This is a genomic window from Rhodococcus sp. KRD162, from assembly GCF_017168335.1.
Lineage (GTDB): Bacteria > Actinomycetota > Actinomycetes > Mycobacteriales > Mycobacteriaceae > Rhodococcoides.
This window is the reverse complement of record NZ_JABFAU010000033.1, coordinates 1-12,797: the sequence shown is the minus strand read 5'-3', so window position 1 is coordinate 12,797 and position 12,797 is coordinate 1. Positions and strand designations below refer to the sequence as shown.

Here is a 12,797-nt window from a genome sequence, read left to right as displayed (position 1 = left end):
CGATTTACCCCTTGCTGGATGGGTTGCCGATGCCGCGGTCCAGCATTTTTTGGATGAGATCGGCTGGGGTTGTGGCGGAGTACCGAGGGACGCCGGGATAACTGTGCTTGATGTAATTGAGGGCCGCGCGAATGTTCTCGTCGGTACTTGGCGACCGCTTGGCACCGTCAGCGCTTTCGGTGAAGTCGCGGAACGAGGACGGGATCACTGAGGCCGACGATGAGGATTCGAAGACAGGTTCGGGTGCACGCTCCGCGTCGACCGGGATTCGCACGCGTCCTTGAGTGCGGAGGGTCTCGAGGAACCACTTGAGTATGTCTTCCCCGCGTCGAGGGTCCAGAGAGCTGATGACCAGTTCCTGGACAAGGCCTGTGTGTGGGAATTCCTCGGCGTCGACCGGACTGGTGCCCGATTCCCCGAGCCGTTCAGGAACGCTCGTGTGGATCGACTCGGTGGTGCGAATGGTGTCGCTGAGGTACTCCCATCGGCTCGTGTAGACGGTGACCGTCGAAGGAACGGCAGGTGTGTCGAGTTCAAGGGTGTGCTTTCGGAACTCGCTGCTTACGTTGCTGATTCGGTTTGCGGTCTCGACGTACCGATCGGCGGCGCCTTCCGTGGTGTAGACGCCGACGACACCGGCTCCTGGAAGCCCTGCATTGAGGTATTGCTGGCTGTCGTCAGGGTCGCATTCGTTGACGACTACGTACACGTCCGGAGATGGAAACGTGTCAGCGCCGCCGAGGTACCCGGCGCTCGCAAGGGCGGCAGAGAGGACGGCACTGTGCGGGATCTCGAGCACATCGGAGATCTTTCGCAGGGTCGCTGGTTGCGGGAGGCTCGTGTCCCACCGCGCCAGCGTCGAGCGGCTCACCCCGACCATTTCGCTGAACTCGGACTTGCCGAGGCCGCGTGCAGTCAGGGCCTTCTCGATCACGGTTGTGAGGTTGTCCATCGTTGCTCCTCGGCTTGTCGCGGACGTGCGGCTGATTCGCGGGTTCCTTCCGCGTCGGCACTCGAAATGAATGTAGCGCAATTCGACCCTCGATGTCGCGCCAGGCGCAACAAATGGCGCGCATCGGGCTTCATGATGCTGTACCGTCGGGCTGATAAGGGAAAGCAGCGTCGGTCGTCGGAGCCGACGACATGCGAGGAATGGGGATTGGAAATGCCTGTACACGGCATGCGGATTGACGTTGACGGCACAGCCGGGGAGGTCGAATTGGGTGCCGACTCAAACGGTGTCGACGGCGCTCTCCGGGACGTCATCAAGTGCGACGCAGTCCGCCCCTTGTTCCTCGCTCCCGAGATCGTCCTGTGGCTGAACGAAGATGCGATCCCCACAGGCGGTCTGGCACTCAATCAACGCGCCACTGCTATCGCGGCGTCGCACGGCTTCACCTCGTCACCATGCTTCGGCGTTGCAGTGCTCACCGGAATCGACGGCGACGACGTCGTCAGCCTCACGGACGAGCAGAAGAGTTCCCTGCTGGAAATAGCGCACACCTAGAGCCGACTGCTGACCTTCGGCGCCGAGGGTATCGGCCGCGCTTCACGCGATTGGGTAGATGCACTGGGGGCGTGGGCGATACGGTGACATAACACTCGCCGCTCCACCGACTGAAGAGAGAAGTGTTCGCAAATGGCTGATGATGTGGAACCGCCCGTTTGTTTGGACCGCGATACGAGTGATTGCCGCGGGGTCGTCGAGTACCGAACTGCGTTGTCGGCCACGGGCAAGTCGTTCCCTCGGTGTGACAAACACTGGGAAGAGCGGTTGGTGCGAGACGAAGAGATTCGCGCCAGGTATCCCGAGCAGGCGCCCCCTGATTTCGATCCGACCTACGCCGGTGAGCGGTGGGACGAGGACTACTAGGGCCCCCAGGGCATCGGTCGTTGGGGGAAGTGGGCGCCACCGGTCTCGGTGGTGCCCCTTGTCGTACCCGGCCCAATTGACTTACGAGCAAAACGCTCGTAAGTTTGTCTCATGGCCAGTGAACCAACGAACGGCAATCCGTCCGGCGAGGACAATGACCATCCGAATTCCCTTGGCTTGCTGAGCGAATTCCTCTGGCCGATCGAGAAAGTGGCCGACCACTGGGGAGTCTCACAATCACGCGCCCGTGCACTACTGGCCAGTCGCCGCATCAAACGGGTCAGCGGATACCCGGCAGACCAAGTTCGAGGTCTCATTCGCCGCCAGGGCGCACGGACCGACCAGCGGCCCTCTACGCCCGCGTCGATGCCTGAGACGGAATACGTGGTGCGATCCCCTCTTCAAGGCCCACAACCGGCCCGAGTCGACTCGCAGCGCTCACGGCCGAAGCCGTTGCCCCCACACGCCAAAGCAGCGCTCGGACCGATCCCATCCATGATCATGGAGTGCCTCGCAGACGGCGAAGTATGGACACCCACTCGCATAGCGGTCACGGTAGACCCGAGCCGATCCAGCGAAGAATCCAACATCGGGATGCGAGATCTCGTACTGGGAGGCATGTTCCACCTGGACCAAAACGGTTACGCTGTCAACGAATACGATGACGGCTGGCAAATCACCGAAGCAGGCCGCAACATCATCGGAACGCCACCGGAGGCGTGATGCCCAGCGCCGAACCTTCCCACTGCGCCGGGGGCATCCCCCACGTGCGGATGTACCCAAGACCTGGACGACCATGCGGCACGGCGTCGCGTCCAGCGACTCGGTCGCCTCGCCAAGCGATGACACGGCGCCACTCCACCGCTTACGTCGACCACCTGCCCGCGCCAGAGCGTTGTGGGCGACTCCGAAAGGAAACGCCATGAGCACCACCGGTAATCACCTGGAATGGGCTGTTCCCGGCGCGGCCGTCGCCGCGATCTACTCGTCACGCGGAGCCGTCACATCGGTCCAGCGCGGCACCATCACCAAGGTGCTCACCCGTGACGTCGTCGTGGACTTCCCGCGAACTGGCGAAGAACGCTGGTCCAACCAGTCTGTTGGGGGCGAGCGCTACGTGCGGATAATGAAAGGTTGGGACGGCCAGGAAGCCGTACTCGCCCCGCCGGAAGGCGCCGATGTCGTCGACGCAATCAACTACATCCGCTCGGTGAAGGCAGGTCGAGCTGTTCGCGCCGCCTACGAAGCGTTCCTGGCGTCGAAGGGGTCCTCGGCGAACCTCGAGACCCTCGACGCTTTGATCGCTGCCGCCCAGCAGGCGCGTGAACCTATCGCTCGCGCAGCCCAGGCGGAAGCTGCAAAGGCGGCCCGGTCGTGGCTGAAGTGAAAGTGGACGAGCGAGAACCATCGTTACCCGGTGGCGGCTAGCCGGACGTCTCTGCACTCGAGTCTCCGCTCTCGGAGTGCGCCACCGGACGTGGGAAATGCGCTCGGATTCGTTCGAAGTAAGTCCATCCCGGGTGGTGCATCGGCTCACCCGCTGCGAACTGGTTCGGCCCTCGACTTCGATGTGAAGTCGAGGGCCGTTCTGTGTTGCGGTCAGAGTGAGATCATCTGCGGGGCTGGGCGCGCTCAGGGTTCGGCCCCAGATAACCGATAGGCCCACCGCTGATCGTGATGATGCGCGAATGCATGAGATCACGGACTCGGCGTCCCAGGTCCGCAACCTCGGAAACCTGCACAACCCTCCCATCGGCCTGTAGTCGCGCCAGGAGTCGGCCGTCGAAGCGATGACGCACTGTGCGCTTTCCGGACGGCGCCTGGGCGATGTGAGCGGTGACGAGAAGGGCCGCGACGGGGATGGTGGCGATCGTGACGACGAGCAGTTTGTTGTCGACGACACGCGCCGGGTCGCAGCGCCACCACCGGAGGCTGGTGTCGCAGATTTCTTCGTTTTCCATCGATGTGTGAAACCCGATGACTGTGCGGTCGTCGTCGTCCGATGCGGGCTGTGGGCTGTCGGTGCGCAACACGGTCAGTTCGCCTGAGGTGACCGAGAGCAGGGGCCGGTCGGCCAGGGCGGAGACGCGTTCGGTCGGAATAGGGAGGTCGAGAATCCCGCTGTGGACAAGTTTGTCGAGCGCCGTGGGGGAGAGGCCGAGCTTGGTTGCCGCGTCGGTTCGGGTCATCGTCGGCGACGGGGCTGGGGTGTTGCTGATCGTGGTGAAGGTGGGCAGCGGCATGGGTATTCCTTTGCCAGGCAGGTCAGTTCGTGCGTGAAGGATCGTACGAGGAGTGTGTGTCAGGTGTTGTCGGTCCACTTGACGGCGGTGATGCTCCACGAGCGGCAGTCGATCTGTCGCGGTGGGGAGTGAAAGAGGTAGGGGCACAGGATCTGGACGTGATCGCCGTTGACGTCGATGATCGGGTGCACGATATGACCGTCGTGGACGGTGGGACGTAGGGGGATCGTGATGCCGAGCCCGACGGGGATGATGATCCGTTCGGGGATGTGCACGTTGCTCGGTGCGAGATATGCCGGTTCCGCCAGGCGTTGCCACCCAGTCCTGCCGGTGCGGTCCGGGAACTCGACGGTGTCTATCTCGGTCACGACCAGTTGGTGACCGGAGAGGCGCGTGTTGAGATCGTCGACCAGAGAGGTGTAGTCGCGGCCCTCGGTGATGACCCATGTGCCTTGTGTTGTGGGGCTCATTGCGAAATTCTCCTGGTTGATGGTCGCTTGGATGCACGTTGCGATGGGCGTCGGCGGGTCTGGCGACTTCGGCAGCCCGCCGCGGATCGTGCTACTTCTCGTTTGTCCAGGTGGAGGGCAACCGTTGGAAGAGTCCACGGCTGGATTGGGGTTGGTCGAGGCGTCGGGCGGTGAGGAAATCCTGGATCAACCTGTGGAGCTTCGTCGTGTAGTTCCGGGTGGTTTGGTCGACCTCGGTTGAGACGGATGCGGCGATGAGGGAAGCGAGGAATGGTGCGACTTCTTCGTCGGCGAGGGTGGGAACGAGTCCGGGGATGCTCTGCCCGAAGTGCGGTTCGATGTCCGGGTACTCGTGGTCGAGTGCCACGAGGCCTGCTACGTAGTTGTCGAAGTAGTCGGACGTGTTCTCGCTCATCGGGTTTCCTTTGGTCTGTTGGAATGCGGTGGGCAGTTGGACGAACCTATCGGTTCGCCGGTTCCGGGCGTGAGAGTTCGCCGATGTACTCCCAGTGCGGGTCCGATTCGTTGTCCCACCGGACCATCGTCATTCCGGCATCCGGCGCGGCGGAGGTGTATTCGGCCGGGGTCCATGCCTTGCGGTTGTACGCGGCGATGACGGTTCCGGTTCTGCTGTATCCGTCTGCGGGGTCGGACCAGGTCACTCGCGTGCCTGATGGCAGATCGTTCTCGGGCATGTGTAGTTCCTCTGATCGTGGTGCGGGGGCCGGTGACGGCTGCGCCGAACATGCCCGTGAGTGTAACAGAGCTGATACACTGACGCGTGGAGTTCAAGGCCGTTGATCGGCAAAGCAGACGAACAGAAGAGGGGTAGTCATGGCAAGCGCCGCGAACACGGAAAAGATCGCCATCGCCATCTTCATCGCAGAAGCAAAAGAAAAGGGCCTCGAGCTCAGGGAAAGCGACTTCAAGGAATACGACGGAGATCTCACCCTCCACAGCATGGACCCAGGTGAATGGATCACCGCGATGACGATGGACTGACAGCTTCCAGCGCCGCCGCGGTGAACCCGCACGCCACAAGTCCGAGGGTGAAGACCGCGGCGCCTGAGGTGGGAGCCCGGGTCAGTCACGAAGCGCCGCTGACGCTTTCGTAGCTGACCAACAACGCACTGCCGCTAACGATTAGTGTCAGTCCGGCCTGACCCAGTGAGGAGGCAGCGATGCCCACCGACGGCCCCTTCGACCAACTTGTCACCCGCGGCGGACGCGACGCCGCCGAAACGAAACGCGCCGTCGCCACGCGGCGCGCCGACCTCGCCCGCACGATGCATAGCGCCCAAGCCCGGCACGAGGAACTGCGTAGTGAACTGGAACGCCGCCGCTGCGAACTGGAAGCTGACTTCGCCCGGCAGAGAGCAGAACTGGACGCACAGATCGCGCCGATGAAGCAGCAACTCGCACGGATGCAGGAAATGATGTGGACGGTCGATCTGTACCTCGGCCGCGACGAGCACGTCGAGTTGATCCGCGACGGAGCCCCCGCCGCAGCGGATACCCCGATCACCATCCGCCAACGAGTACTGGTGATGGCCGAGGAATCTCTCGTCCTGATGGACCGCCGGTCCACGGGCATGGACGCACGAGACCTTGACGCGTTCACCGAGTGGATCACCGCCGACCCGGCGAACTTGGACCGAGTACTGCCCGAACAGCGTGGTGTCGTGGTGCTGATCCCGACACGGGTCCGCAGCGATTCCGGCAACGCGTTCGAAGACGAGGCCCGGGATGCCGAGAACTCCCGCTCGTGGTGGCTGCTGCGCAACGGCGAGAAGCTCTACCTGCTGACAGCGGACATCACCGTCGGCGACCGAGTATTGCCTCGTCGCGCTGAGTTCGTGGAAGTGTTCGATCGCCGACTGTTCGGCTTCGGCCGCGCAGCCGGGGAGCCGCTGGTTCCCGGCTCCGACGAGTGGATGAAACTGGAACGGCAGGCCGACGCCCGTCGTCGTCACTACATGCGAATCATGCTGGTGCTGCAGGGAATCGTCGAACGCACCCCGGTCTGGCATCCACTGCCCCCGGCGGGGGTGAACCTGCTGACCGTCGAGGCGCAGGACAGCGGCACAGTCGTCCTCATTCAGGACGATGAGACATCCATCCAGCTGGGCGACGGCCGCGAGTCGTTCGGGCAGTGGCAACGGCGATTGAACGCGAAGATGCGCCCCGGGATGCGGATCATCGGAGACTGGCACGCGTCGGCGTTCGACGACCTGCGGCGGGACGGTGATGGCCGGTACCGCGCCGCTCGGCATCCGCGGTTGCACCCGCGGAGCGTCGGATGCGTCCCCGAATCCGGTGTGCCGCACCTGATCGAGGACCGCCGAGACGGAGGTGTCATCGTTCGCTACACCCGCACCGACACGGTGTGGAAGCGCGATGTCCCCATCCCCGACCGGCCCGGATACGTCTACGGCGGAGAAATGCCGGTGACCCCGTCGTCCCGTGCATCATGCCTGGTGCTGCCCACCGATTCGTGGGTGCTGCCGTTCGACCTCGCCACCCGGGAGGAACTGCAGTACTACCTCAACAGTCGCGACGATCGCAGCGCCCACTTCCTGACGATGGTGCCGACACTACGATCGGCGATCGCAGCGAAAGACTCAGAGGCCCAGACGGAGGGCCCGTTTCGTGTGCTGCTGGCGGCGCAACTGATCGATGCCGGGGCTGAGCCCGAAACGGTCGACGGTGTGCTCGACGAGCTCGTGCACTGGTGGAAACTCGCGAACACGTGGGCGAAGCCGTTGAACGGAAACCCCACCCACGAAGGCCGAGCTGTCCGACAGATCCTCGCCGAATACCGCTCCCGGCGTTCACACGACGCCGACCCGTCGACGGCGACGATCATCGCGACCGGGCGCGCCGTCCCCGGAGCGGTGTGCGTGGCACGCAACAGGAAAGGGGCCTGGCACGTCTACGCGGCATCCTCGCCCGCGCACGATCCTCACGTGTTCCTCGACATCACCCCGATCGACGCCGACGGCACATTGGGGACAACAGAGCGCTGGCAGCACCTTCCTGTGCGTAGTGCGACGCTACTGCGGCCAGGATGGGCGCACGAAGACTGGGAGCGTTGGAATTTCGCCGCAAACCCGATGCATTACCTCACCGGCCCCGAACGGGAAGCGGTGATCGCGGAAGCCCGCGCGCAGTCCGCCGCGATCGCGCTGTGCATCACCGAAACCCACGACAAGCGGCGCCCGTCCTCGCGGCAGCTGATCTCATACTCCTGGACGAACCCGCTACCGCCCGAGGAAACGCCGCTGCGCGAGCAGGGGCTGCGTAACTACCGCAACATCGACGACGACCTCATTACAGCGCGTACATTCCAGATCACAAAGGACCGCAACGGTGTTCACCTGACCGAAGAGCGCGGGAATCGGTACGGCCCGTCGTTCGTTCAGTACTCCGCCTCCCCGGACGATCCGTCGTGGCCACGGTTCGACAAAGTCGGCATCCCCTGGTGGCCGGAGAGCGCCACACGATACGGCGACGTCCGTGCCCGACTCGCGTGGGCCGACGTGGACGCACTCGCGCGGGTAGACGCCTGGACCGGCAGAGTTGCCGCCGCCGCAGCCAAAGAGCGTGAACGCGCCCAAGCCGAGAACGCGGTGGTAGACCAGTACGTCAAGGCTGTGTCCGAAGTGATCAGAGCTGAGCAGACCGCCACCGCCAGGAAACGATTCGACGAGGACTACGGCACCGGGGCCGAGGATCTCTGGCAGCCGCACCTCGAGACTCTCAAGCTCGGCGACCCAATCCACCCCAGGAACCTGTGGGGGCTGATCTCGATCGCCCGCGCTCATGATCACCCGGTTGAAGGACAAACATTGTCGGTGCTCGACGCCCACGCCCGCAGCCATCGGTACCAGGCGCCGGGGGAGTGGCATCCCGGTCGGCAGGTCGACCTCGCGGGATTCGGGCATGTCGAGATCCCGTGCCTCGTGGATCCATAGAGCTGCAGTGGATGGCCGGTCCGGCATCTCCGTGAGTGAGGTGGGTCTATGGAAAACCTCAGCGAACAAACGAAAGTCCCCCGCAGTCCATGCAGACTGCGGGGGACTTTCCAATGCACACTTACTGCGGTGGAGCTCAACCCGTTGAGCTACCTGGGTTCGACCACGACATAGAAATGCCACGACGGAGACGCCTCACCCGATGCGGAGCAACTCATGATGCGGCCGGTCCGCTCGTTCTCGCCTGCAGTCGGCGACGAGCAATGCCACTCGCCGTTGTCCCGGTGCGCGGCATTCCCGCCAGGCGGAATGTCGCTGGTCTCGTACTCGTGGGCAATACGCTGGGCGTCAGCGCAGTCGAGGTGCCCGGAGTCGAAAGAGATCGTGGTTGCCCTGCCACGGTAGGAATCGAACGTGCACGGTTCTGCGACAGTAGATGTTTGGGCCTCGGACGTGCTCGGCGCTGCGACAGTCGACGTTGCGGTCTCAGGCGTGAACGGGGTGTTCTTGTCTTCGGGAGTGCGATCGGTACGAGTGGCGACGTCGGTGCAGTCGAATGCACGGAACGGCTCCGTCGAGACACCCATCTGCATCGTCACCGGTTCCTGCGCGACCTGAGTCCACGCGCCGGACTTGTGATCGTGGAGATAGTCGACGCGGGTTCCGCGGCCGTCATCGTTGACGTTGATGCTCTGCAAGGGATTCGTGGTGACACCAGGCTGCCCCGGCTTCGGGCAACGGAAGAAGCCGATGTCCGGGTCCGTGGTGTTGTACGTCGTCCACACGTCGTTACCGGTCGTCCACTTGTTGTACGTCGGGGCGTTCACCACAGCCAACGTCCCGTCCTCGCCCAGGCGGAGCACCTGGTACTCGGAGTGATCGGCGAACTGTCCAGTCTGGACGATGATTTCGGGGACGCCGTCCCCTGTCACGTCGCTGACAGAGGTGAGGAAGTGATCCTGTTTGGAGGGGAAGTCGCCCGTCGGCCCGAGGCCACCGCCGCCGGACGTCGAGGTCGGATACACCTGATGCGTGGCGACGTCCCCTGCCTTCGTCGCGACCCGAACTTCGATCGTCGGCGAGGTGTTGATCGATACCGCAATCTGATTCGTGAAGTCCGCGTGCTCAATTGGTGCTGATGCTACGGTCCGGCACATCTGACCCGAGACCGATGCCACCGAGCACGGATCCACAGCGGTAGACGCATTGCTTGCATTCTCGGCGACCGCCGAAGATGTCGACTCACCTGCATTCGGGTCGTCGGTACTCACGTCGCTACTGCACCCTGCGACAGCGAAAAACGCTGCCACGCAAATTGATGCGCCCACTCGTCCAACTCGATTCACGGAATCCTTCTTTCTCGATCGGCGATACGTACAGATGCCGAGCCTGAACCGGGAGAAGGGTCGGCAGTTCGTAGGTGTTCCCCCCCGTTGGTCACAAAGAAATAGTAGCCATTAGCCGCCGACTGTGGTTCGTCGAGCAATCAATCGACGACATCCGGGAATCGAAACTGACCATGAACCCTTGTCTTAGAAAGGAACTAGGATGATCTGCGACATCTTTCCCGGTGAACGGTGAACGGTGAACGGTGTGCGATCGGCACGCGGTCAACGTCAGCAATGCAATCGGCGCATGTGACTGTAGCCTCGATGTTTTCGCGACAAAGTGCTCTCGCGAGAACTGGGAGGTGACGCTCGAGACGGCGGTCGCCACATCACTTGCCTGGGCTCGCAAGCTGCATGGAACACAGGTGGAGCCAGTCAGATACATTGCGAACAAGCAACATCAACAGAGGAGAGCGACGATGTCACAATTCAACAAGTACCTGTGCCCGGAATGCAAGGACCTGGATCTCAAGCTCATCGCCCCGGCCGACGCCAGTGAACCGACCATCGGGCAGTGCCAGGAATGCGGGTTCGAACGCGAAATCGAGGACGACGACGAACTTGAGAACGAATCCGTCGGTGCGAAGAAACATGCCGGGTAGGATCTTCTCGGCGTCGCTACGGTTCTCGCTGCCTTCTACATCGACATCGGACGGTTCGCTGCCCGAGCTTCGTGCCATCAGTATTCCTGACGCCGGTACCGTGACCGCTCATTGTTCTCCTCTGTCCCGGCCTCGCGTGGTGGCGCCGCTGCAACGGGGTAACCGCACGTCAGCGCGAAAGCATTTAAGCCCCGCCATGGTAGCTACGAACGTCCAGCACACGTACAGCCCGTGTGACTCCCGGTCGCCGCACCGGCACTACGACAGAAGGATTCGATTATGAGCAACAACCCGGTTGCAGACCTGATGACCTTGGTCAACTCCGTCGACCCCCGAAGTGAAGACGTCGTGAAAGTGGCGGTAGCAGCGCGGCACTTGGCCTCCGATGTCTATCCCATGCTGGACGAGACGAAGAGCGCTGATTCCGTCCTCGCTCGCACAAGCGAAATCGCCAACTTCTCTCCGGAAGACGAAGGGCCGGAGGTAGTTCGCGTGGCACGAGAGTTGTGTGCCGACCTTGCTGGCTGGGTCGAGTAGGAGGATGGCAATACGGAGGAAGGATCATGGGGGTTCGCCGGGGGCGAGGGTGGCAACCACAGCGCCTGCGCCCGCCCACTTTTGCGCAGCTGAGAGTGACAGCGCCAACCTTGACCGAAGCGGCTGAATGTATAGAATGAGATACATGCCGTCGAAGAATCCCTCCATATCCGAGCCCAGCGAGCAGTCGCTGATTGCTATCGGCGCGGCCTTGAAAGATCGTCGACGACAGCTAGGGATCAGTGCGACCGTTGCAGCTGAGTCCGCTGGAATGTCACGGGTAACGCTGCATCGAGTCGAGAGCGGCGCGCCATCAGTCACGGTAGGAGCACTGGTGAATGCCGCCGAGGCGGTGGGTCTGCATCTTCAGCTAACGGATGCTCGCCCGCAGTGGACGCAAACCGGAGCGGAGGAAGCAGTGAACACCGAAACTCCAGAGAAGGTGCGAGTGGGCGACTACCCGCTACTGAGTGCCGCAGCTTGGCAGCTCGATGCCGATAGCCGCCTTGACGGATTCGAGGCCCTGAGGACCTACGAGCGCAATTGGCGTCACCTCGACCATGCCGCTATGAGCGACAAGGAAAAAGCTCTGATCCAGGCTCTGGCGGTCAAATACAGCAAGGGAGTTCTTCTTGTTTAGCAGAGACCATCACAACCTCATCGAAACTGTTCTCGAATCACTCAACAGCGAACTATTTCGAGACACGAGTTGCTATTTCGGTGGAGGGACTGCGATAGCACTCCGCTTCGGAGAGTTCAGGGAGTCGATCGACGTCGACTTCATGGTTTCGAGTGCAGCCGGGTACCGAACGCTTCGAGAGCTGATCAAGAGCTCAGGATTCAAATCGATTATGGTGCGCCAGGTCCCGTTGGTCCGTGACCCCGTGGCGGACCAGTACGGGATCCGGGCGATTCTCGATGTCGGCGGTACACCCATCAAGTTCGAGATCGTTTCTGAGGGGCGCATCAGCTTCGAAATTCCGGGGCGGGACGACGAGGTATGTGGGGTGGCAACGCTGTCCCTACTCGACATGGCAACAAGTAAACTGCTCGCAAACTCCGACAGATGGGCAGACACCTCCGTCTTCAGTCGAGACCTGATCGACCTCGCCATGATGGAGCCCAGCAACGGCCTCATGGACGAGGCCGTTAATAAGGCCGAGGGGGCCTACGGTTCGTCTGTTGTGAGGGACCTCGACAAAGCGATCGACTACCACCGAGACAATCCTCACCGGCTCGATCAGTGCATTCGCGAACTGAAGATGGATTCCACACCCAAGGCTTTGTTGTGGGATCGCATACAGCGTCTATACCGATAGGGCGGCTTACGCGAAAAAGGGCCAGTGAGAACCGGTCTGGCGATGGGTGAGTAAACGTGATCGAGGGCTGGCCCGCGATGATCGCCCGAAACAGAGGAAGGGGTCGAACTCGATTGAGTCCGACCCCCGTTTGTGATGAGTTCTGAGCGTCTCTGGGTCATCTCATTTTCGGGTAACGGCACCGGCGCATAGAGTCGCTTACGCCACAGTGTCGGGCTCTCCCAGCAGCTCCGTCGCCACGTCCGTTATCTCGTCGACTTGAGCTGAGGTTCCCCCCGAAAAGTGGACAGTGGTTACGCGGCCATGATGGGCGCGTTCAGTGACTGTTCGTAACTGTGGGGGCTGAGCATTCCGATTGTGGAGTGCCGTCGTCGAGTGTTGTAGAAGTTCA

At 62.3% G+C, this 12,797-nt stretch carries 15 protein-coding genes; 8 read left to right on the top strand and 7 right to left on the bottom strand.

Annotation, left to right across the window (positions count from 1 at the left end; all coding sequences use genetic code 11):
• Window positions 1-4: 4 nt before the first annotated feature.
• Entirely contained in the window at window positions 5-952 is a 948-nt protein-coding gene (locus tag J1M87_RS24595) for a helix-turn-helix transcriptional regulator (protein ID WP_206492382.1), read from the bottom strand.
• Between the two features lie 228 nt (window positions 953-1,180).
• On the opposite strand from J1M87_RS24595, the gene J1M87_RS24590 reads away from it, so the two are divergent.
• The 3 genes from J1M87_RS24590 to J1M87_RS24575 all read left to right on the top strand — a co-directional run bounded on the left by J1M87_RS24590 (window position 1,181) and on the right by J1M87_RS24575 (window position 3,260).
• On the top strand, window positions 1,181-1,507 hold the full coding sequence (locus J1M87_RS24590; protein ID WP_206492381.1) for a DUF3846 domain-containing protein: 327 nt from the start codon (window positions 1,181-1,183) through the stop codon (window positions 1,505-1,507).
• A 477-nt stretch (window positions 1,508-1,984) separates the two neighbouring features.
• Window positions 1,985-2,596, top strand: coding sequence for a hypothetical protein (locus J1M87_RS24580; protein ID WP_206492380.1), 612 nt, complete (start codon window positions 1,985-1,987; stop codon window positions 2,594-2,596).
• Between the two features lie 199 nt (window positions 2,597-2,795).
• Entirely contained in the window at window positions 2,796-3,260 is a 465-nt protein-coding gene (locus J1M87_RS24575; RefSeq protein ID WP_206492379.1) for a hypothetical protein, read from the top strand.
• Window positions 3,261-3,483: 223 nt separating this feature from the next.
• Here the strand turns inward: J1M87_RS24575 and J1M87_RS24570 are convergent, their stop codons facing one another.
• From J1M87_RS24570 to J1M87_RS24555, 4 genes are all read right to left on the bottom strand, one after another.
• Window positions 3,484-4,116: a hypothetical protein gene (locus tag J1M87_RS24570; protein ID WP_206492378.1), complete on the bottom strand. Its 633-nt coding sequence runs from the start codon at window positions 4,114-4,116 to the stop codon at window positions 3,484-3,486.
• Between the two features lie 59 nt (window positions 4,117-4,175).
• Window positions 4,176-4,586, bottom strand: a complete 411-nt coding sequence (locus J1M87_RS24565; protein WP_206492377.1) for a hypothetical protein — start codon at window positions 4,584-4,586, stop codon at window positions 4,176-4,178.
• Window positions 4,587-4,677: 91 nt separating this feature from the next.
• A complete protein-coding gene (locus J1M87_RS24560; protein ID WP_206492376.1) occupies window positions 4,678-5,001 on the bottom strand; it encodes a hypothetical protein in 324 nt (107 codons plus the stop codon).
• Window positions 5,002-5,047: 46 nt separating this feature from the next.
• Window positions 5,048-5,281: a hypothetical protein gene (locus tag J1M87_RS24555; protein ID WP_206492375.1), complete on the bottom strand. Its 234-nt coding sequence runs from the start codon at window positions 5,279-5,281 to the stop codon at window positions 5,048-5,050.
• Window positions 5,282-5,420: 139 nt separating this feature from the next.
• On the opposite strand from J1M87_RS24555, the gene J1M87_RS24550 reads away from it, so the two are divergent.
• Together J1M87_RS24550 and J1M87_RS24545 are read left to right on the top strand one after the other, a co-directional pair.
• Entirely contained in the window at window positions 5,421-5,588 is a 168-nt protein-coding gene (locus J1M87_RS24550) for a hypothetical protein (protein ID WP_206492374.1), read from the top strand.
• Window positions 5,589-5,767: 179 nt separating this feature from the next.
• Entirely contained in the window at window positions 5,768-8,560 is a 2,793-nt protein-coding gene (locus J1M87_RS24545) for a hypothetical protein (RefSeq protein WP_206492373.1), read from the top strand.
• A 149-nt stretch (window positions 8,561-8,709) separates the two neighbouring features.
• Here J1M87_RS24545 and J1M87_RS24540 read toward each other — a convergent pair whose 3' ends face one another.
• Window positions 8,710-9,831: a hypothetical protein gene (locus J1M87_RS24540; protein WP_206492372.1), complete on the bottom strand. Its 1,122-nt coding sequence runs from the start codon at window positions 9,829-9,831 to the stop codon at window positions 8,710-8,712.
• A gap of 539 nt (window positions 9,832-10,370) precedes the next feature.
• A complete protein-coding gene (locus J1M87_RS24535; protein ID WP_206492371.1) occupies window positions 10,371-10,628 on the bottom strand; it encodes a hypothetical protein in 258 nt (85 codons plus the stop codon).
• Window positions 10,629-10,829: 201 nt separating this feature from the next.
• On the opposite strand from J1M87_RS24535, the gene J1M87_RS24530 reads away from it, so the two are divergent.
• The 3 genes from J1M87_RS24530 to J1M87_RS24520 all read left to right on the top strand — a co-directional run bounded on the left by J1M87_RS24530 (window position 10,830) and on the right by J1M87_RS24520 (window position 12,406).
• Window positions 10,830-11,087, top strand: a complete 258-nt coding sequence (locus tag J1M87_RS24530) for a hypothetical protein (protein ID WP_206492370.1) — start codon at window positions 10,830-10,832, stop codon at window positions 11,085-11,087.
• Window positions 11,088-11,232: 145 nt separating this feature from the next.
• The gene (locus J1M87_RS24525) at window positions 11,233-11,727 is read left to right on the top strand and encodes a helix-turn-helix transcriptional regulator (protein WP_206492369.1); all 495 of its coding nucleotides are present in this window, start codon (window positions 11,233-11,235) and stop codon (window positions 11,725-11,727) included.
• Window positions 11,720-12,406: a nucleotidyl transferase AbiEii/AbiGii toxin family protein gene (locus J1M87_RS24520; protein ID WP_206492368.1), complete on the top strand. Its 687-nt coding sequence runs from the start codon at window positions 11,720-11,722 to the stop codon at window positions 12,404-12,406. The genes J1M87_RS24525 and J1M87_RS24520 overlap by 8 nt, the downstream gene beginning before the upstream one ends.
• The last annotated feature ends 391 nt before the right edge of the window (window positions 12,407-12,797 follow it).

Coding starts and splice junctions, on each gene's coding strand:
- J1M87_RS24595 (WP_206492382.1), bottom strand. CDS start 952: ATGGACAACCTCACAACCGTGATCGAGAAGGCCCTGACTGCACGCGGC.
- J1M87_RS24590 (WP_206492381.1), top strand. CDS start 1,181: ATGCGGATTGACGTTGACGGCACAGCCGGGGAGGTCGAATTGGGTGCC.
- J1M87_RS24580 (WP_206492380.1), top strand. CDS start 1,985: ATGGCCAGTGAACCAACGAACGGCAATCCGTCCGGCGAGGACAATGAC.
- J1M87_RS24575 (WP_206492379.1), top strand. CDS start 2,796: ATGAGCACCACCGGTAATCACCTGGAATGGGCTGTTCCCGGCGCGGCC.
- J1M87_RS24570 (WP_206492378.1), bottom strand. CDS start 4,116: ATGCCGCTGCCCACCTTCACCACGATCAGCAACACCCCAGCCCCGTCG.
- J1M87_RS24565 (WP_206492377.1), bottom strand. CDS start 4,586: ATGAGCCCCACAACACAAGGCACATGGGTCATCACCGAGGGCCGCGAC.
- J1M87_RS24560 (WP_206492376.1), bottom strand. CDS start 5,001: ATGAGCGAGAACACGTCCGACTACTTCGACAACTACGTAGCAGGCCTC.
- J1M87_RS24555 (WP_206492375.1), bottom strand. CDS start 5,281: ATGCCCGAGAACGATCTGCCATCAGGCACGCGAGTGACCTGGTCCGAC.
- J1M87_RS24550 (WP_206492374.1), top strand. CDS start 5,421: ATGGCAAGCGCCGCGAACACGGAAAAGATCGCCATCGCCATCTTCATC.
- J1M87_RS24545 (WP_206492373.1), top strand. CDS start 5,768: ATGCCCACCGACGGCCCCTTCGACCAACTTGTCACCCGCGGCGGACGC.
- J1M87_RS24535 (WP_206492371.1), bottom strand. CDS start 10,628: ATGGCACGAAGCTCGGGCAGCGAACCGTCCGATGTCGATGTAGAAGGC.
- J1M87_RS24530 (WP_206492370.1), top strand. CDS start 10,830: ATGAGCAACAACCCGGTTGCAGACCTGATGACCTTGGTCAACTCCGTC.
- J1M87_RS24525 (WP_206492369.1), top strand. CDS start 11,233: ATGCCGTCGAAGAATCCCTCCATATCCGAGCCCAGCGAGCAGTCGCTG.